Annotated in this window: 20 protein-coding genes and 1 other annotated feature; of the genes, 4 read left to right on the top strand and 16 right to left on the bottom strand. The window is 47.5% G+C overall.

Going from position 1 to position 19,753, the window contains the following annotated elements; translation table 11 throughout:
* Positions 1-23: 23 nt before the first annotated feature.
* The 15 genes from ribF to ACI4J0_RS02035 all read right to left on the bottom strand — a co-directional run bounded on the left by ribF (position 24) and on the right by ACI4J0_RS02035 (position 13,259).
* Positions 24-953, bottom strand: a complete 930-nt coding sequence (gene ribF / locus ACI4J0_RS02105; protein ID WP_439764161.1) for a riboflavin biosynthesis protein RibF — start codon at positions 951-953, stop codon at positions 24-26.
* An 11-nt stretch (positions 954-964) separates the two neighbouring features.
* The gene (gene truB, locus ACI4J0_RS02100; RefSeq protein WP_439764160.1) at positions 965-1,876 is read right to left on the bottom strand and encodes a tRNA pseudouridine(55) synthase TruB; all 912 of its coding nucleotides are present in this window, start codon (positions 1,874-1,876) and stop codon (positions 965-967) included.
* Positions 1,864-2,844: a DHH family phosphoesterase gene (locus ACI4J0_RS02095; protein ID WP_439764159.1), complete on the bottom strand. Its 981-nt coding sequence runs from the start codon at positions 2,842-2,844 to the stop codon at positions 1,864-1,866. The genes truB and ACI4J0_RS02095 overlap by 13 nt, the downstream gene beginning before the upstream one ends.
* 23 nt (positions 2,845-2,867) lie before the next feature.
* The gene (gene rbfA, locus ACI4J0_RS02090; RefSeq protein ID WP_439764158.1) at positions 2,868-3,251 is read right to left on the bottom strand and encodes a 30S ribosome-binding factor RbfA; all 384 of its coding nucleotides are present in this window, start codon (positions 3,249-3,251) and stop codon (positions 2,868-2,870) included.
* Between the two features lie 24 nt (positions 3,252-3,275).
* Positions 3,276-5,909: a translation initiation factor IF-2 gene (infB, locus tag ACI4J0_RS02085; protein ID WP_439764157.1), complete on the bottom strand. Its 2,634-nt coding sequence runs from the start codon at positions 5,907-5,909 to the stop codon at positions 3,276-3,278.
* Positions 5,910-5,936: 27 nt separating this feature from the next.
* The gene (locus ACI4J0_RS02080) at positions 5,937-6,248 is read right to left on the bottom strand and encodes a L7Ae/L30e/S12e/Gadd45 family ribosomal protein (RefSeq protein WP_439764156.1); all 312 of its coding nucleotides are present in this window, start codon (positions 6,246-6,248) and stop codon (positions 5,937-5,939) included.
* On the bottom strand, positions 6,235-6,483 hold the full coding sequence (gene rnpM / locus ACI4J0_RS02075; protein WP_439764231.1) for an RNase P modulator RnpM: 249 nt from the start codon (positions 6,481-6,483) through the stop codon (positions 6,235-6,237). The genes ACI4J0_RS02080 and rnpM overlap by 14 nt, the downstream gene beginning before the upstream one ends.
* A gap of 64 nt (positions 6,484-6,547) precedes the next feature.
* A complete protein-coding gene (gene nusA / locus ACI4J0_RS02070; protein ID WP_439764155.1) occupies positions 6,548-7,591 on the bottom strand; it encodes a transcription termination factor NusA in 1,044 nt (347 codons plus the stop codon).
* Between the two features lie 35 nt (positions 7,592-7,626).
* Complete coding sequence (gene rimP / locus ACI4J0_RS02065; protein WP_439764154.1) at positions 7,627-8,145, bottom strand: ribosome maturation factor RimP; 519 nt, start codon at positions 8,143-8,145, stop codon at positions 7,627-7,629.
* Positions 8,146-8,370: 225 nt separating this feature from the next.
* A complete protein-coding gene (locus ACI4J0_RS02060) occupies positions 8,371-8,745 on the bottom strand; it encodes a RidA family protein (RefSeq protein WP_439764153.1) in 375 nt (124 codons plus the stop codon).
* A 20-nt stretch (positions 8,746-8,765) separates the two neighbouring features.
* Positions 8,766-9,398, bottom strand: a complete 633-nt coding sequence (locus tag ACI4J0_RS02055) for a CatA-like O-acetyltransferase (RefSeq protein WP_439764152.1) — start codon at positions 9,396-9,398, stop codon at positions 8,766-8,768.
* Between the two features lie 3 nt (positions 9,399-9,401).
* Positions 9,402-10,598, bottom strand: a complete 1,197-nt coding sequence (gene ilvA / locus ACI4J0_RS02050) for a threonine ammonia-lyase (protein ID WP_439764151.1) — start codon at positions 10,596-10,598, stop codon at positions 9,402-9,404.
* A gap of 66 nt (positions 10,599-10,664) precedes the next feature.
* Positions 10,665-10,911: a binding site (T-box leader), on the bottom strand.
* Positions 10,912-10,985: 74 nt separating this feature from the next.
* On the bottom strand, positions 10,986-11,588 hold the full coding sequence (gene thrH / locus ACI4J0_RS02045) for a bifunctional phosphoserine phosphatase/homoserine phosphotransferase ThrH (protein ID WP_439764150.1): 603 nt from the start codon (positions 11,586-11,588) through the stop codon (positions 10,986-10,988).
* A gap of 118 nt (positions 11,589-11,706) precedes the next feature.
* Entirely contained in the window at positions 11,707-12,867 is a 1,161-nt protein-coding gene (locus ACI4J0_RS02040; protein WP_439764149.1) for a cellulase (glycosyl hydrolase family 5), read from the bottom strand.
* Positions 12,864-13,259, bottom strand: coding sequence for a metal-dependent transcriptional regulator (locus ACI4J0_RS02035; protein WP_439764148.1), 396 nt, complete (start codon positions 13,257-13,259; stop codon positions 12,864-12,866). The genes ACI4J0_RS02040 and ACI4J0_RS02035 overlap by 4 nt, the downstream gene beginning before the upstream one ends.
* A gap of 248 nt (positions 13,260-13,507) precedes the next feature.
* Here ACI4J0_RS02035 and ACI4J0_RS02030 point away from each other — a divergent pair, with 248 nt between their 5' ends.
* The 4 genes from ACI4J0_RS02030 to ACI4J0_RS02015 all read left to right on the top strand — a co-directional run bounded on the left by ACI4J0_RS02030 (position 13,508) and on the right by ACI4J0_RS02015 (position 18,696).
* Positions 13,508-14,197 (top strand): response regulator transcription factor, encoded by a 690-nt coding sequence (locus ACI4J0_RS02030; protein WP_439764147.1) that lies wholly within the window; start codon positions 13,508-13,510, stop codon positions 14,195-14,197.
* On the top strand, positions 14,194-15,339 hold the full coding sequence (locus ACI4J0_RS02025; RefSeq protein WP_439764146.1) for a HAMP domain-containing sensor histidine kinase: 1,146 nt from the start codon (positions 14,194-14,196) through the stop codon (positions 15,337-15,339). The genes ACI4J0_RS02030 and ACI4J0_RS02025 overlap by 4 nt, the downstream gene beginning before the upstream one ends.
* 225 nt (positions 15,340-15,564) lie before the next feature.
* A complete protein-coding gene (locus ACI4J0_RS02020) occupies positions 15,565-16,326 on the top strand; it encodes an ABC transporter ATP-binding protein (RefSeq protein ID WP_439764145.1) in 762 nt (253 codons plus the stop codon).
* Between the two features lie 9 nt (positions 16,327-16,335).
* On the top strand, positions 16,336-18,696 hold the full coding sequence (locus tag ACI4J0_RS02015) for an FtsX-like permease family protein (RefSeq protein WP_439764144.1): 2,361 nt from the start codon (positions 16,336-16,338) through the stop codon (positions 18,694-18,696).
* Positions 18,697-18,777: 81 nt separating this feature from the next.
* Here ACI4J0_RS02015 and ACI4J0_RS02010 read toward each other — a convergent pair whose 3' ends face one another.
* Complete coding sequence (locus ACI4J0_RS02010; RefSeq protein WP_439764143.1) at positions 18,778-19,689, bottom strand: cation diffusion facilitator family transporter; 912 nt, start codon at positions 19,687-19,689, stop codon at positions 18,778-18,780.
* Positions 19,690-19,753: the final 64 nt, after the last annotated feature.

Genomic DNA, 19,753 nt, shown 5'->3' with positions numbered 1-19,753 from the left:
AGCAAATTCCTTTCAGTTAAATTTTATATCAAGGGCAAAGCGGCTTCGGAAGCCGACATTACCCGTTTTACATCGCTGTTTATCTGAGCGCGAAGCTCGTCCGTATTGTTAAACCTTATCTCCGGGCGGATAAAATCGTAAAGTCTCACAACTATTTCTCTGCCGTAAATATCCCCCGAAAATCCGGGGAAATGGGTTTCTGCCAGGGGGATACCCGAGCTGTCCACCGTTGGCTTTACGCCGATATTGGTAATGCCTCTGTAAATTTTCCCGTCAAGCTCCGCATATGAAGCGTAAACTCCGAAACGGGGCATAACGTTTTTTTCGGGCATACTCTGGTTGGCTGTGGGAAAATTCATCGTCCTGCCCAAACAGTTCCCGTGTATCACCTTTCCGGTTATGGCATAGTTATGACCCAGCAGAAGATTTGCGGACTTGATATCCCCCTCGGAAATATATCTTCTGATGTCCGCCGAGCATATCCTGATACCCTTTTCGGTAACATCGTCCACCACGCAGAGCCTCATTCCGAGACGTCCGCATATTTCTTTAAGCCCCTCTGCCGAGCAGGCAGCATTTTTACCGAAGCGAAAATCCCTGCCGCATACAACTATACGGGCATTCAGAACTCCGCGGAGTATCTTTTCCGCAAAGTCCTCGGGACTCATATCCCTCACATCGGCAAAATCGGGAATGAATACATATTCGGCGCCCTCTTTTTCCAGCAGCACAAGCTTTGTTTCATCGCTGTATATCGGACGGTAGCCGCTTCCCTTAGTGTTTACAGTACCTGTTTTAAAGGTGCAGACCGCAGGAGCAAGACCGTTTTTTTCCGCCTCCTCCGCAGCCTTGTCAATGACCGCCCTGTGACCACGGTGTACTCCGTCAAAGATGCCGAGAGCGGCAGCGGTTCCCCTGCCGTCCATCTTAAAGCCGGGCGACAATTCTATCAAATCATATCACCTCAGAAAAAGTTCTTTTCCACCCGCAAAAGCCGTTCCGCAGGGCATATAGTGGCAGTCCCGATAAATCCCGAAACGCCGTATACGGCATATCGTTCGCTGTCACTAACTTCCCTGTTCACCCTGTCAATATCAAGCCGAACGCCGTTTCGGTACATTCTCTCCTGCGCTTCGCTGAGGCGAATTTTCGGCAGATATCCAAACACCTCCGCAACAGGCAGCAAAAATGTGGAGAAATCCCCTCCCCTGTCGGCTTCCTGCTGAAGTTCCTCAAGTGTAACGCAGTCGGACAGCGAAAATCCGCAGGCAGCAGTTCTCATGAGAGAAGTCATTATCCCGCCGCAGCCTATAAGCTCGCCCATATCGTGAATAAGCGTGCGGATATAAGTACCCTTCGAGCAGGCAATTTCCAGCCTGCCCGTCCTGTTTTCCTCGTTATATTCAAGAATATCAAGAGAATAAACGGTAATGGGACGGGGCTTGCGCTCAACTGTCACGCCCTGCCTTGCAAGCTCGTAAAGCCGCTTGCCGTTTACCGAAACAGCGGAATACATAGGCGGTATCTGCATAATATCGCCCCTGAACTTCTCCGCAGCCTTTTCCAGAGCCTCTCTGCTCACTGAAATATTGCTTTCGGAAAGCACCTTGCCCGTTGAGTCCTGCGTATCCGTGACAATGCCCAGCTGAAAGCCTGCTTCATACACCTTATCATGATCGGGCAGCATTTCGCTTGCCTTTGCGGCGCTTCCCGCAAAAACGGGCAGAACGCCTGTAGCCATAGGGTCGAGAGTTCCCCCATGTCCGAGACGTCTCATTTTAAGGATACCTCTCATTTTTGCGATTACGTCAAAGGAGGTGAAGCCCGCAGGCTTGTTTACGCATATAATTCCGTTAAGCTCGTTTACGACAGCCATAGATCAAACCCCATTGCAGGCGCAATTACCGACAAAAGCTTCAGCTTCACCTGAGAAAGATCTCCCTCAACGGTGCAGCCTGCGGCTCTCATATGACCGCCGCCGCCAAGCTTTGCGCATATATCAGAAACGTTAACGCTTTCTGCGCTTCTCATAGATACCTTGAATTTATTCGGCTCCTTCTCCTTGATGGTCACGCCCACCTCAACGCCCTCTATCTGCATGGGAATGGAAGCAAGCCCCTCAAATTCCTCCTGAGCAAGCCCTGTTTCCTTTACAGTCTCCGAGGTAACGGCTATCATTGCACATTTATCGTCAAGGTATGTTTCAAGATTGTTGATGACATACTGCTCCACCATAAATCTCGCCTTGCTCTTTATATCAAAAAGCTGGCGGTTTATCTTGGCAAAGGGAATACCGAAGCCCATAAGCTCGGCAGCTATCATATGCGCCTTGGGAGTGGTGTTTTCAAACTTAAAGCAGCCCGAATCGGTAGCGATGCCTGTGTAAAGGCAGGCAGCTACCTGTTTGTCAATGGGCATATTTCCCTCCTTGAGCACCTGATATATCACCTCGCAGGCAGCTGTGGCATTTCCGTCAAGAAGAAGCCTTGCGGCATATTTTGTATTGGAAATGTGGTGGTCTATGGCAAGATCAACATAATCCCCATAGACCTGCAGCTCTCTTCCGAACAGAGTCGTATCCGCCAGATCCACCGTTACGATGGTCTGGGGAGTGAACTTCATGGGAGCGTATTCGCCGTAAAGAAAGCTGTATCTTTTGGGAAAAGGGTCGGAGCAAAGAACGTTAGCCTTTTTTCCCATTGCCCGCAGAGCGAAGCAAAGCCCGAAACCGCTTCCCATAGCGTCTCCGTCGGGACTCAAATGGGTAAGGATATAAAAATTGTCGTTTGATTTCAGAAAGCCTGCAGCGTCTGCAATGCTTATGCTCTGAGATTTTCCGTTCATGCTCCTCGCCTCTCCTTTAATTTTTATTCTTCCTCTTCTCCGTCAGCTTCCTCATCGTCCCGTATATCCATATCCTCAAGCATTTTTGCGATCTCTGCGGAGTGCTCGATGGAATTGTCGGCAATGAATTTCAGCTCGGGACACTTTTTCAGATGGAGCTTGTTGGAAATTTCCTTTCTTATCATCCAGGAAGCGCTTTCAAGTCCCTTGACGGCGTTTTTGGAAGCCTCCATGCCGTCAAGATGGGAAATATACACCTTGCAGTGGGAATTATCTCCCGAAAGCTCGGTGCGGACTACTGAAACCAGTCCGAATTTTACTCTCGGGTCCTTGATTCGCTCGCATATGAGACCGGATATCTCTCTTTTTATGTCCTCGGATAATCTTGCGTTTTTAAAATTAGGCATATCTGCTGCGCCGCCTTTCTGTTATCAGTCGGGACGATATTCCTCAATGATGAATGCCTCGAAGATATCGCCTTCCTTGATATCGTTGAATTTTTCAAGTGTGATACCGCATTCGTAGCCCTCAGCAACTTCCTTTACATCGTCCTTGAAGCGCTTGAGGCTTGACATCTTATCCTCGGCGATAACAATACCGTCGCGGACAACTCTTATCTGGCTCTGTCTCGTTACCTTGCCGCTGAGAACGTAGGAACCTGCAACAAGACCAACGCTGGATATCTTGTAGACCTGTCTTACCTCGATGCGTCCCATAGCGATCTCTCTGAACTTGGGAGCAAGCATACCCTTCATAGCGGTGCTTATCTCCTCGATAGCGTCGTAAATAATGCGGTACAGACGGATATCAACGCCGTCACGCTCTGCATTGTCCGCAGCAACGGGGTCGGGACGTACATTAAAGCCTACAATAATTGCGTTTGACGCGCTTGCAAGCATAACGTCGCCCTCGGAAACGGCACCCACAGCTCCGTGGATAACTCTGATACGGACTTCCTCGTTGGAGAGCTTTTCAAGAGACTGCTTCACAGCCTCAACAGAGCCCTGAACGTCCGCCTTGACGATGATGGGAAGCTCCTTGATCTCGCCCTGCTCGATCTGGCTGAACAGGTTGTCGAGAGTTACCTTCTGATACTGCTTGAACTGCTCCTGCTTAGCCTCGTGCTTACGCTGCTCAACAAGCTCTCTTGCAAGACGTTCGTCCTCAACCGCATTGAAGATATCGCCTGCGGAGGGAACCTCTGCAAGACCTGTTATCTCAACGGGATAGGAAGGACCTGCCTCGTGTACAACAACGCCCTTGTCATTGGTCATAACTCTTACACGGCCCACAGCAGTGCCTGCGATGATGATATCGCCTGTGTGAAGAGTACCGTTCTGAACGAGAACAGTTGCAATAGGACCTCTGCCCTTGTCAAGACGTGCTTCGATAACAGTACCCTTTGCCAGTCTGTTGGGATTTGCTTTAAGCTCAGCAACCTCGGCAACGAGAAGGATATTTTCGAGAAGATCGTCAATACCCATACCTGTCTTTGCAGAAACGGGAACGCAGATAACATCGCCGCCCCATTCCTCGACAACAAGGTTATGCTCGGTGAGCTGCTGCATAACATTCTGAGGATTTGCACCCTCCTTATCCATCTTATTGATGGCAACGATAATGCTTACACCCGCAGCCTTTGCGTGATTTATAGCCTCAACGGTCTGGGGCATGATTCCGTCGTCAGCCGCAACTACCAGGATAGCGATATCCGTAACGGATGCGCCTCTTGCACGCATCGATGTGAAGGCTTCGTGACCGGGAGTATCCAGGAAGGTGATCTCCTTGCCCTTGCAGTTGACACGGTATGCGCCGATGTGCTGGGTAATTCCGCCTGCCTCGGAGGCGGTAACATTTGCGTTTCTTATCCTGTCGAGAAGAGATGTCTTACCATGGTCAACGTGACCCATAACAACTACAACAGGTGCTCTTTCAACACCCTCGCCGTCATCGTCGCTGTCATCGATAAGTCTCTCCTCAATGGTGATGATAACTTCCTTCTCCACCTTTGCGCCCAGCTCTTCTGCAACGAGAGAAGCGGTGTCAAAGTCGATGACCTGATTTATGGTGCACATCTCACCGAGACCCATAAGCTTCTTGATGACCTCGGTAGCGGTGACTTTAAGACGTGAAGCCAGCTCGGAAACCACGATCTCATCGGGGATAAGGACTTTGAGCTGCTGCTTTCTTGCACGCTCAAGCTCAAGTCTGCGGAGCTTTTCTGCCTCAGTCTCCTTTTTGCTGGAATACTGCTGCTTGTTTCTCTGAGCGGACTTCTGGGTGAGCTTCTGCTTCTTTGAGAAGTTATCCTTGCCGTGTCTGCCGCTTCCGCCGCCGTTCAGAGGAGCAATATTCTCGTACTTTTCGTTGTACTTGTCGATATCAACATAGCTTCCTCTTGTGTCAACGGTACGTGTCTTCTGCTCCACCTTTACGCTTTCTGCGGAGAAATTGCCGTCAAGCTTTGTCTTTGTGGACTTGTTGTCCGCGGGCTTGCTTTCCTGCTTCTTTTCGGAAGCCTTGGCAGCCTGATTTTTCTTCTGCTCGTTGGTTTTCTGTATCTGGCTCTCAAATTTCTCGACAGCGGATTTCTGAGTATCCTTGCGGATAGGAGCAGTCTGCTGAGGCTTGTTTTCAGCCTTGGGAGCGGCCTTGGGAGCTTCCTGCTTCTGAGCCTCAGGCTTTTTATTCTCCTTTGCAGGCGCGGGAGCCTTTGCAGTTTCCTGCTTTGCGCCCTTTTCGGCAGCATCTGACTTCTGAGCCTGCTTCGGCTCAGCCTTCTTTGCAGCAGGCTTTTTCTCGGCAGCAGGCTTCTTTTCCTCTGCGGGCTTCTGTGCAGGCTTATCGTTTCTTGATGCATAATAGGGATCGAAGCTGTCTACCTGATTATTCTGAGAATAATACTCGAGAATAATATTCAGCTCCTCCTGACTTACACTTGCGGACGGCTTCTTGGCAGCACCGAACTTTGCGCTAACAAACTCCGCAAGCTCCTGACCCGAAATTTTCAGATCCTTGGCTATATCGCTGATTTTATTTTTCGTCTGTGACTGTTTTGTACTCATAGGCTATAAGACCCTCCTAATATTACGTTACTGCCGTAAAAGCTCGTTTATCTTTTTAGCAAAGCCCTCATCGCATATGCCCATAACTCCCGCTTTTCTGCCCGTACCGAACTCTACTTCGGCAATGGTAACGGGAATGGTATGAACTTCTGCCGAGTTTTTATCGGCGAAAAATCTGACTTCCTTTTCCGTCTTTGCGGAAATATCCGAGGCAAGAAGAACAAGCTTGGCTTTTCCCGTCAGGATGGACTCCTTCACCGAGTCAAAGCCCATTGTCATTCTTCCTGCTTTTCTGCAAATCGTAAGCAGATCAAATATCTTTTGTTTACTGCCGTTCATTCAGCTCTCTCTCCATATTGTCGTAGACCTCGTCTGATATGCGGCATTCAAAGCTTTTCTCGAAGCGTTTTGCCTTTCTCGCAAGTCTGAGGCACTCCGCATTCGGACAAACATACGCTCCTCTTCCGGACTTCTTTCCCGTAAGATCGAGAGATATCTCACCCTCGGGAGACTTCACCGCACGGATAAGCTCTTTCTTTGGCTTCATCTCGCCGCAGCCGAGACACATTCTCATGGGTATCTTCTTAACGCCTGCCACAATATCACCTCGTTTTATCTGATGTATATATCAATGCGGATCACTCCACAGGATTTTCGGGCTTGATGTCTATCTTGAAGCCTGTAAGACGGGCTGCAAGCTTGGCGTTCTGACCCTTGTTTCCGATAGCGAGAGAAAGCTGATTGTTGGGCACGATAACGGTGCACATCTTCTCCTCGCCCTCGGCAATGTCAACTCTTATAACGTCCGCAGGAGCAAGAGCCTTTGCAATAAATACCGCAGGGTCCTCGTCGTAAACGATAATGTCTATCTTCTCGCCGCCCAGCTCTTCAACTATCTTGCTTATTCTGGAGCGTCTGGGACCAATGCAGGCGCCTACGCAGTCAACATTGGGGTCCTTGGAGCAGACAGCTATCTTTGTGCGTGAGCCTGCCTCTCTTGCTATGGACTTAACTTCCACCACGCCGTCATATATCTCGGGTATCTCAAGCTCAAAAAGTCTCTTGACCAGGTCCTTGTGAGTACGGGATATCTTGACGGAGGGCTTTCTGTCGGGGTTTATGATCCCAACTACGTAAATTTTGACAATATCGCCTTCGGTAAGTACTTCGCCGGGTATCTGCTCATTCTTGTACAGGCATATCTCATTCTTGTCAACAAGCATGATCGCGTTGCCTGTAGCAGGCTCCACCTTCTGAACGGTAGCGGAAATTATTTCATGTACCTTGTCCTTGTACTGAGCGATTATCTTTTCCTTTTCAAATTCCTTCACATCGTGCCTGATGGACTGCTTTGCATACTGAGCGGCAACTCTGCCGAACTTTGCGGTGTCAAGCTTGTAGGGAACAGCGTCTCCGCATACGCAGCCCGGAACGATGGTGCGCGCCTCCTCAATGTTTATCTCGTTAAGGTCGATAGGCTCGTCGTCAACAACATTTCTCATAACGCATACGTCAAACTTGTTTTCTGCAGGGTCAATGTCCACAAGAAAATCGTCACAATCGGGATATTCCTTTCTTACAGCCTTTAAAATACCCTGTTCGATCTTCTCCACAAGAGCGTCCAGCGGAATGTTGTTTTCACCTGCGAGACATTCAAGTGCGTCAAAAAATTCCTTATTCATTTTCCTTATATTCCTCCTGAAATTGTATTTTTAACTTATTCATCGCTCAGAAATTCTTCGGGCAGCTCCTCGTCGTCATAGAGCTTCACGAATGCGGTGTCGGACAATACTATCTCCTCGGTGCCCCGCTCGGTCTCAACGGTAATGCTGCCGCTTTCCTTATTATACGCTGTCAGCACGGCGATAAATTCCTTAACGCCGTCTTTTTCACGGATATATCTTATGCGCAGCGGACATTCAAGGAAGCGTTCAAAATGCTCCTGCCTTTTAAGCTCCCTGCCCAGTCCCGGTGAGCCGACCTCAAGCATATACTGCTCGTCGATAGGGTCACGCTCGTCAAGAGCCGCAGAAAGGGGTCTCGTCATAGCCTCGCAGTCGTCCATATCAATGAAGCCGTCGGGCTTTTCGATAAGGACCCTGAGATATCTGAGAGCGCCCTCCTTGTCGTAGGTGATGTCCCAGATGGTGAGCCCGAGACTGTCGGCAATGGGCTTTGCTATCTCAAACACAGCCGCCACCGTATTTCCGCCCTTGCCTCCCTTTTTAACTGCCATAAACATACCTCCATCAAACAAGAAAGACCGGATTGCTCCGATCTTTGCCTCAAACTATTGGTGTACTGTAATTATTATATCACATTTATCACTGAAATGCAAGGGCTTTTGAAAAAAATTTGTCGGTAATAGGTAAAAAAATACCGCTCTGCGCCTCGGAAATATGTACAAAATAGCATAAATACAGGCACAGAGACCGAAAAATCGCTCCCTGTGCCGTAATTATCAAAGCTCGGCGATGACCTCTACCTCTGCAAGAACGCCCTTGGGAAGCTTTGACACCTCCACGCAGGAACGTGCGGGCTTGCTTGTGAAATACTCGCCGTAAACCGCATTGAACGCTGCAAAGTCGTCCATATTGTCAAGGAAGCAGGTGGTCTTTACCACATTCTCAAAGGTGCAGCCTGCCTCGGCAAGAACAGCCTTGAGATTTTCGCATATCTGCCTTGTCTGGGCTTCTATCCCCTGAGCCTCAACATTGCCCGTTGCGGGATTGATTGCTATCTGACCCGATGTGAAAAGAAGATTTCCGCATTTTACTGCCTGAGAGTAAGGACCGATAGCGTCGGGAGCGTTTTTGGTGTAGATTTTTTCTGACATGATAAATTCCTCCTAAATAATTATTTATATTCATTGAGATAATTTTGCAGTCTTTCCGCAAATTTTCCAATGTGGATACCGTCAACAAACGAATGGTGTGCCTGAACCGAAACAGGGATAAATATCCTGCCGTTTTTCTCATAATATTTTCCCCAGTCAAAAAGCGGAGTGGCATTATCCTTCTTGCCGCTGTTTGTGTGGGAAATATGGGTATATGTTATCCAGGGCATGGGAGAACACTGGAAAACATCGTTTCCGAGAGGACCCGTAAAATATTCCCGCTGCTCCTTCGCCGTCCTTTTTGCAAGCTGAACGTATTCGTCAAGAGTGTCTGTCATGGGGACGTTTACCACCTTGAAAAGCTCTGTTTCCTTGTTGAGATAGGTAAAAGCCGTGTCAATGCTTTCAAAAAGCACTACCTTGCCGTCAGCAAAGCGGTATCTGAACTCTTCAATTTCATTGGCGCATTTGCAGACCGCATAGACCATGGAAAGGGTAAAGGAATATCCCTTTGCTTTAATTTTTCTCAGAAACTCTGTGATATCAGCCTCGAAGGTAACGCAGAAACACGGCTCAACGCTGTTTCTGAACACCATACAGTGCATTGCACGCTTCCACGTTTTTTCATCAATTATCGTGTATCTGTTCGGCATAGCTTACACCAGCTTAAATCCTGCACCCGTAAGTGCATTTCTTATCTGAGCGATATGCTCGTGATTTCTCGTTTCAAGGATAATTCTCAGGTAGCAGCCGTTGATGTCCGCACCCTCGTTTGCACGCTCGTGGTGAACGGAAATAACATTGCCGCTCAGAGAAGCGATAATATCCGAAACACCTTTAAGCTGACCCGGCTTGTCGATAAGCTCGATATTCAGCAGACAGGTCCTGCCCGATTTCAGCAGACCTCTCTCAATAACACGGCTGAGAATGGTCACGTCAATGTTTCCTCCCGAAACAAGGCATATGACCTTCTTGCCCTCTATCTCGGGTATCTTGTCAAACATAACAGCCGCCACGGGAACGGCGCCCGCCCCCTCGGCAATAAGCTTGTGCTGCTCCATAAGAGCAAGAATTGCGCTGGATATCTCGTCGTCGGTAACTGTAACTACACCGTCAACGTATTCCCTGCACATTTCAAAGGTGTTCACGCCGGGCTCCATTACCTTTATGCCGTCTGCAATGGTGGAAACGGAGGAAAGGCGCTCAATTTTGCCGTGTGCGAGGGACTGCTCCATGCTGGGAGCGCCTGCCGCCTGAACGCCGTAAACCTTTATCTCGGGCTTGAGCTTTTTGAGAGTGAACGCAACGCCGGAAATGAGTCCGCCGCCGCCCACGGGAACTACAACTGCGTCCGCCTCGGGCAGCTGCTCAAGAAGCTCCAGACCAATGGTTCCCTGTCCCGCGATAACATACTCGTCGTCAAAGGGGTGGATAAATGTGTAGCCCTTTTCGTCCCTGAGACTTATAGCCTTTGCGTATGCGTCATCGTAAACGCCGTCCACAAGACATATGTCCGCACCATAGGAACGGGTAGCCTCTATCTTCGAGATAGGCGCAGCGTCGGGAAGGCAAATAAGAGATTTTATACCGTTTTTAGCCGCAGCCAAAGCCACTCCCTGAGCGTGATTTCCCGCGCTGCAGGCAATAACTCCCCTTGCCTTTTCTTCGTCGGAAAGCTGGGAAATTTTGTAATATGCTCCTCTCACCTTGAAAGAGCCTGTTACCTGCAAATTCTCGGTTTTAAGATAAACGTCGCATTTGTCCGAAAGCTTGGGGGCAGGGATAATATCCGTTTTTCTGATGACCTCTTTAAGCTTGTAGGACGCACTGTAAACCATATCAAGTGTAAGCATAACCATTCTCCTTTTCATTTCGATATAACACGAATTTCGGAAAATAAAAAACCTCACCCCTTGTTATCAAGAGGTGAGGACAAATGTACCCACGTTACCACTCTTATTGCGCCGATAAACGGCGCCGCTCAGTCTGCCATCAAACAATAGCAGTTCTCTGTAACGGGAGAAGCCCGCTGCCGCCTAATAAGCATAGCCTTTCAGCCGCAAAGCTCAGGGGTGATGGGAGATTGCCTTTAAAGCCGCCTGCTCGCACCAAATGCAGGCTCTCTGATGACTTTTATGGGCGCTCCGTCCCCGTCAGCGCATTTGTAACATATCCGATACTTTTATTATAGCCTAAATTTAGGATTTGTCAAGTGTTTTTTTTCAAACAAATTCCCAAAATCAGTCAAGCACCTTTTTGATAGCCGCCATAAGTTCCTCATAGGTTTCATATGCGGGCATCTCGGGGTTGTCGTTCTTTATCTTATCTGTGCTCTTGAAAAGGAAGCCTGCCTTGCTTGCCTTTATCATACCCAGGTCGTTGTAGCTGTCTCCGCTGGCGATGGTGTCATAGCCGATGGACTGAAGAGCCTTTACGGTAGTGAGCTTAGACTGCTCGCAGCGCATTTTAAAGCCTGTTACCTCGCCGCTTTCGGAAACCTCGAGGGAATTGCAGAAAATAGTGGGCCAGCCCAGCTTCTTCATAAGAGGAGAAGCAAACTGTGTGAAGGTATCGCTGATGATGATGACCTGAGTCAGAGAACGAAGCTCGTCCAAGAACTCCTTTGCTCCGGGCATGGGGTCTATCTTTGCAATGGTGTCCTGAATTTCCTTGAGTCCCAAACCGTGCTCCTTGAGGATACCGATGCGCCATTTCATAAGCTTATCGTAATCAGGCTCGTCACGGGTGGTCTTTTTCAGCTCGGGTATACCGCTCGCCTCTGCAAATGCGATCCATATCTCGGGAACGAGAACGCCCTCAAGGTCGAGACAAACTATATTCATATCATATTTCCTCACTTTTCGTATTTTTTCTCCCGAACATTCGGGAAATTCTTATCTGATTATATCACATCATGCGCTCAAAGTCAATATTTCGGGAAAATTTGTGGTGATCCTCAGCTTACGAGTTATAACCCAAAGGGAAGATCTTGTCCTTTATCATATCCCGCATTTTAGTCACCGCAGGCATAAGCTCGGTAAGGCTGCCGCAGGAGTCAACACCGTTTGAAGTCCATGCCATAACGCCATTCCAGCCGTTGTTGTAGGCATTTTCGTAGTCCTCCTCGGGAGTTCTGCCGCTCTCGCTCTTAACAGCCGCCTCGCCTATGACACAGGGCTTTGTGCCGTCAAGTCCGAAGGAAACGGGAGACTGCTCAAAAGGATAGCCCATATATGCATTCTGCCAGAAATAATAGTGGGTGGAGTAAAAGTCAAGGTATGCATTCTCGCCGCCGAGAGATTTTAGAAATTCATCGGAAACATAGTTGCCGTCAAACTTGTCCGAGTTATACTTTATCATTCCCAGACCTACCGTTACCAGCTCGTCGGAATTTTCGTGAATGGCGGCGGAGCATTTTGCAAAGAAGTTAGAAAGCTTATCCCAGCCCACCTTGCCGCATTCTGCATTTTCATAGACCCAGTCGGGCTCGTTCATAAGGTCGATGCTCCAGAGACTGGGGCTGTTTCCGTATCTCTCCACAAAGGGGATAACGTATGAGTCGATATAAGACTGTGTGGCAGTATCATCGGATATCATCGTTCTGAATTTATCGCAGCCCGAGTTTCCGTCCTTGAAATGGTCAAAGGAAAGAAGGGTCGCCATTATGTAGATATCGTGCTTTTCCGCAAGCTCAAAAAGCTTGTCAAGGTCGGTCCAGTGCTGCTCGTCTATTGCCTGAACAGTTCCGTCGGATCTAAGGCGGACTATGCTCATTCCGTTGCAGTTGACCCATATTCTTGTGGCGTTGACCCCTGCCTCATGAAGCTCGGCAAAATGGCTGTCCCAGAAGCTTTCGTCAAAATTTCCGCCAAAGTCGTTCCAGTTCTGCCAGGGAGTATTTACTCCGTTTATCCAGAGCTCCTTGCCGTCAACCTTGAAGGTCGTACCGTCAACGGTAACGCGCTTTTTTTCATAATCATTGGCAGAAACTGCCGCAGAAGCTTCTTCCGCCGGAGCGGAATTGTTCTGAGAGTTATCCGCTGTATCGTTCTCTCCCCCGCAGGCTGTCATTGACAGCAGCACGGCTACAGACAAAATTATATCCATTACACTGCTTTTCATAAATTTTTATTTTCCTTTCCCGAGGTATACTCTGCGGTGAACCGCTTCAGCTTTTCATAGCTTTCCTCACTTATTATATGCTCGATCTTGCAGGCATCGTGCTCGGCGTTTTCGCGGCTGACGCTCAGCACGTCCTCAAGAAAACGGGTGATATTAACGTGCCTTTCGTAAATTGACTCCGCTTTTTTTCTGCCTTCCTCCGTCAGAAGTATCTGACCGCCCGCCTCAACGGTTATATATCCGCTTTCCTTGAGGATATTTACCGCTCTGCTTATGCTTGGCTTTGAATAATTCAGCTCGCAGGCAATATCCACCGAACGGACAAAGCCTGTTTTTTCGTGGAGCAGAAGTATCGTTTCAAGGTAGTCCTCGCCTGATTCGTATATGGGCATAACATCGCTCCTTTTCTGTTATTACCACATATTATAACATATCCGGTAATATTCTTCAAGAGCTTTTTGAAAAATTTGCCCGATCATTGCAGGTGTCATTCTTTTTGAGGCGTATGATACATAATAAAAAATCATATTATTGCTTTTTTGAGGTCGCTGTGTTATAATAAATTCACCAATATATCAGTTTATGAAATATAGGCTGTGCTGTCAATAATTTCCAAAAATCCATAGAAAGGATCATGAATATGTCCCGTAAACAAATACTTATCATAGACGATGACGAGGACCTGTCCTTTATCATATCCGAAATGCTGGACAGCTACGGCTATAGCGTGATCTGTGCCCCGGACAGCGAAAAAGCCTTTGAGCTTTTATCGGTAAATACATATCATCTTATACTGCTTGACATAAATCTTCCCGATACAACTGGCTTTGAGCTTTGCAAAGAGCTTCGCAGAGCATCAACGGTCCCCGTCATATTCGCAAGCGCCAGAACAAGCGAGACCGACCGGATAACGGGATTTGACATCGGCGGAGATGATTTTCTTCCAAAGCCCTATTCCATGAAGGAGCTTCTTTCCAGAGTAAATGCCCTTATCCGCCGCACCTACGGCTTTTCATCGGAAGAAAAAATCGTGAAATTCGGAAATGTAAGGGTGAACATTACTGCCAGGACCGTTGACAGGAGCGGCGAAAGCGTATCCCTGTCCCTGCGTGAATTTGACCTGCTGGCGTATCTCTGCGAGCATATAAATACAGCTGTCCCCAAGGACAAGCTGCTGTCGGAGGTGTGGGGAGCCTTTTCAACGGTTGAGCCGTCCACACTGACAGTGCATATCCGCTGGCTCAGAGAAAAATTAGAGGAAGACCCCGCCGAACCGCAGTTTATAAAAACTGTCTATAAGGTCGGCTATATGCTGGAGGTGAAGGAATGAAAAGAAAGCTTATCTCTGTAACAGCCTTATTTTCGGCGCTGATGATCATAGCTGCGGGCATACTTTATTTTTCTCAGAAGCAGTCGGATATCCGGGATAACAAAGCCGAGCAGCTTGTTGCTGTTAATGAGATCAAGCAGCTTGCAAAGATGGGCGAATATGAAAAATTGTCCGAAAAAACCGAGGAGCTTTCGGAAAGCATCCGCTCTGTGCCGACAGCTCCCGATGTGAGCGGCGGTATCTTTGTTATGTGCGGTATCTGTATCGTATTTTGTGGGGTAATATTCGGCTATGTGTATTTTGCGGTCCTGCGTCCCTTTGACAAGCTGAAAAGTTTTGCAGAAAAAATTTCTCAGGGAAATTTTGATATTCCTCTTGAATACGAACGCTCAAACTATTTCGGAGAATTTACCTGGGCATTTGACAGTATGCGCCGCGAGATAACCAAAGCCCGTTCCTGTGAGCGTGAAGCTGTTGAGAATAACAAAACGGTCATTGCGACTCTTTCGCATGACATAAAAACTCCCATTGCCTCTATCCGCGCATATGCGGAGGGACTTGAAGCAAATCTTGACGGCACTCCCGAAAAGCGCAGGAAATATCTTGGGGTGATAATGAAAAAATGCGACGAGGTATCGCGCCTTACAAACGACCTTTTTTTACATTCGCTTTCCGATATGGACAAGCTTAAAATCATTCCCGAGACCTTCGAGCTTTGCGGATTTATTGAAAATGCAGTAAATGAAATTGCGGCGGAGCATAACGATGTGCATTTCCGAAAGCCCGATTTTACCGCAGCCGTATCGGCAGATAAGAACAGACTTATGCAGATAACGGAAAATCTCATCAATAACGCTCGCAAATATGCAAAAACGGACATAGATATTTTTATCACACAGTCGGAAGGCAATGTTCTGATACATTTCCGCGATCATGGCAAGGGTATTCCCGATGAGGATATGCCCTTTATTTTCGGTAAATTCTACCGCGGAAAGAACTGCGGGAATGAGCAGGGCTCGGGTCTTGGGCTTTACATCGTAAAATATATCACAGAGCAGCAAAACGGCAATATCCTTTTGCAAAATCACAATGACGGGCTTGAAGCAACAGTAAGCCTGCCCATAATTCGGCAGGGTTCTTAGAACCTGTCTTCACAAGAAATGTGTGCGGATTTTCGAGCATAATTTTGTCTAAGACAAGGCAAAAATCCGCAGGCGGGCTTGCCGCCCGGCAAGGATTTTTAACGCAGTCTTAGGCAAAATTTGCCGAAAAGACGTGCGTATATGCTTGTGAAGACAGGTTCTTAATTACTTCTTAATAACTTTTGCGGTAGAATGGTATTATCATCAAATGAAAGGAACGGATATATGAAAAATACGATCTTATCGGCAAAAGGACTTTGCAAAAGCTTCGCCCATAACGGCGGTCAGATACATATTTTATCTCATGTGGATATGGAGCTTTACGAGGGAGATTTTACGGTAATAATGGGCGCTTCGGGCTCGGGCAAATCTACGCTTCTGTACGCTCTCAGCGGTATGGACAGAGCCACCGCAGGACAGGTCATTTACGGCGGGAAGGACCTGGTGAAATTGAATGAAAAGGGGCTTGCGGCGCTTCGGCACACCGATTTCGGATTTATCTTTCAGCAGATGCACCTTGTAAGCAATCTGTCACTGTTCGAAAACATTGCAGTTCCCGGGTATCTGAACAAGAAAAAATCAGCCTCACAGGTAAAGGAGCGTACCGAAAAGCTGCTGGAACAGATGGGCATTTCCCATATAAAGGCTCACCTTCCGTCGCAGGTCTCAGGCGGCGAACAGCAGAGGTGTGCCATTGCAAGAGCGGTAATAAACGAGCCTAAGCTGCTTTTTGCAGACGAGCCGACTGGTGCGCTCAACCGCAGAAATACAACGGAGGTTTTAAATCTTCTCACGGAGCTTAACAGGTCGGGGCAAAGCATTTTAATGGTAACACATGATATGAGAGCCGCCCTCAGAGCCACGCGTATCCTCTATATCGCTGACGGAAATATCATCGGCGAGCTTACCCTCCCCCCCTACTCCGCGGACGAGGAAAAGAGCCGCGAGACCCAGGTCAGCGCATGGCTGAACTCAATGGAATGGTGAGGTGGGGATATGGAAATTCTTACATTGCTTAGAGCTAATATCCGCCACAAAAAAGGCGCATTTATAAGCGTTATCCTGCTTATGATGATAATCACCCTGTCCTTTTCCGTGACGGTAAGCAACAATGATAACGTGTCGGACGGAATTGAACGCGCACACAAAGCTGCCGATACGGGAGATCTTGCGGCATTCGTTGCCGAAAGCGAGCTTGACGACAATATTCTTAATGCCCTTTCGGAAAATGAAAATACGGAGCGGATACGTGACGAAAGGGCATTGGCTGTTTTGTCATATAAAATAGGAGACCGACGTGGCAATTCTCCGTATTTCCTTCTGAAATGGGAAAACTCACTGCCTGTTTATGATGCAAATCTCATGGAATTTGAAGCTGCACCCGAAGCTCTGTCCGAGGGAGAGGTATATGTACCTGCAGCGATGAAAACAGTTTACGGGTGTGAGATCGGTTCGGAAATAACGGTGACAACCAAAAACGGCGAAAAAATATTTGCGGTCAAGGGCTTTGTGGAGGACCCCGCCTTTGGCTCAATGTCTATCGGGATAAAACAGCTGTTTATATCCGACAGGGATTTTGAGCGACTGTATTCCGAGGATACGGACGATGAAAACGCTGCGTTGAGCCTGCTTTTCCCATGCAGGATAATACATATTTTCCAAGCCGAAAACAGCGTGCTTTCCATAACGGAATTAAAAAAGGAGCTTAACCGTGAATGTCTGATAGTTGACATATCTCTCTTTACTCAGTCAAGGGAAAGCAGCGATGAGATAACAACTATATTTACCGATACGGGCACAAAAATGCTTTACGTATTTGTTATCCTGCTGGTGGTGATAGTAATGATAGCCATAAATCACAGCATCGTTACCACCATTGAAACCGAATATGTGAGCCTCGGTATTTTAAAGGCACAGGGCTTTACCGAGAACAGGATAAGACTTATCTATATTATACAGTATTTCTGCGCTCTTGCCATAGGCGGCGTTATCGGAATAGCGTCTTCGTTCCCGCTTACAAAAATCCTCGGAAAGCTGTTTCAGCCTATTACGGGAATAATGGTATCCACAAATATTTCTGTGGGAAAATGTCTGCTCGTTACATTGGGGATCATACTTATCTGCACGGTCTATATTATTATCGCTTCAAAAAAGATCGGCAGGATATCTCCCGTAAGAGCGATATCCGGAGGCGCGGAGGAGATATACTTTGACAGCCCCGCAAACATTCCGATCAAAAAAAAGCCTCTGTCATTTTTCATTGCGCTGCGTCAGATAACCTCCCACCCGAAAGCATATATCGGAACTGCGCTTATAGCAGCGCTCCTGATCTTCTTTATGGCGACCATATCAATACTTGCGGGCGGAATGTCGGCAAACAGTATGATAGAAGCCTTAGGCGCACTGAACGGTCAGGCGCAGGCAAAGCCCAACAATCATTTTGAGCTTTCGGATATGTCCGGAACCGAAGCCGGCATCAAGGAAATTGACGAAAATGTTTCTGTTGTTTTTTCAAGTACAACATATATGACCATTGACGAAACGGAAATGTGCTGCACGGTATACAGCAGACCCGATATTCTGAAAAATGTTCTGAAGGGCAGAGCGCCCGTATATGACAACGAACTGATGATAACGGAAAACGTCTCGGAGGAAATTGGAAAAAGAGTCGGCGACAAGGTGACTGTCAGCTGCGGCGGCGGCAGCGCCGAATATATGATAACGGGGATCTACCAGTCGGTACAGGACCTTGGAAGATGCTTTACTATGAGCTTTGAAGCGGCTTCGCAGCTGTATGATATCACTCCCGATATTATGCACATCACCCTTTCCGATGACAGCCTTGCGGACAGCACGGTAAAAATGCTCAACGAGACCTATGGGGATATCCTTGAAGCAGAGCTGACCGAGCAGGACGGCTATTCCGACAGTATGACGGGGCTGATAGATACGCTTATGAACGTTATAACAGGCGTTATCTACTCGGTATCGGCTGTATTTGCACTTGTGGCGGTGCATATGGTCTGCTCAAAGGCATTCCTGAGAGAAAGGCGTGATTCGGGAATTTACAAGGCTCTGGGCTTTACCTCGGGCAGACTGCAGCTGTGCTTTGCCCTGCGGTTTCTGATAATTTCGGTGATCGGCGGAGCGATAGGAACAGCTCTTTCGTTAATGTTTTCGGACAGACTGCTCAGCCTGCTGTTAAAAAACATCGGCATTTCCTGCTTTGACTCAAAGATCACCGCTTTTACGGCTGCGGTTCCCGTTCTGTTGATCTGCCTGTGCTTTTTTACATTTGCATATTTTTCATCGGGAAAAATCAAAAGGGTGGAGATCAGAGAGCTGGTTTCGGAATAAAAAAATGCTGTCGTATCAAAAATGATACGACGGCATTTTTTTGCAAACTATATTATTTATGAAGTTATAATACTATGTATCTCACTTTGCAGGATTTACATGGATCATAATATGCTTGACCTTCGGGAAATTGCGTTCGATCTCGTCATGTACGACCTCTGCAATATCATGTGCCTCCTGCAGAGTGTATGACGCGTCTGCCTGAATTTCCACGTCCACATAGATCTTATTTCCAAAAATACGTGTCTGAAGCAGATCTATTCCCATTACATTCTCATTCTTCATTATGCAGTCATGTATCTGCTTTTCTGTTTCCTCATCACAGGAATGATCTACCATTTTGTCCATAGCATCCTTAAAAATGTCAAAAGCTGCTTTTACTATAAACACAAAAATAACCAGACTGGCAATGGAATCCATTATCGGGAAGCCAAGCCTTGCTCCGCCTATTCCTATCAGAGCTCCTATGGAAGAAAAGGCATCTGAACGATGATGCCATGCATCTGCAAGTAATGCGGCGGAATCTATCTTCTTTGCATAGTACCTTGTGTACCAGTACATTGCTTCTTTGCTGACAATTGACACTATCGCCGTTATCAGCGCCATGATACCGGGGACCTGCAGCTCATTGTAATTACCGTTCAGGATAGTTTTAAACGCGTCTGCTCCTATCCCAAGACCTGTGATAAACAGGACCACAGCCAGGACAATTGCCGCCACACATTCCATTCGCTCATGTCCGTAGGGGTGCTCTTTGTCAGGGTCCTTTGCTGCCAGCTTAATTCCGATAATAACCACAAAAGTACTGAACACATCAGACGCTGAATGGATAGCATCGCTTATCATGGCATTGGAATGCGCTAATACTCCCGCCAGAAGCTTTATCACAGACAGCGCCACATTCCCGATAATAGTCACAAAGGAAACTTTATTTGCTGTTTTCTCATAATCGGTCTCTGAAGCATTTCTTGTTATTGTGTTGTTATTTTCCATTTCGGGTACCTCCGTATTTTTAAGATCACTCATTGTCACTTAATAAGCGGGGGTTTTACAGAAC

This window comes from Huintestinicola sp. (genome assembly GCF_051882455.1).
Classification (GTDB): Bacteria; Bacillota; Clostridia; order Oscillospirales; family Ruminococcaceae; genus Huintestinicola.
Note: the sequence above shows the minus strand (reverse complement) of the source record. Positions and strands in the feature narration are given on the sequence as shown.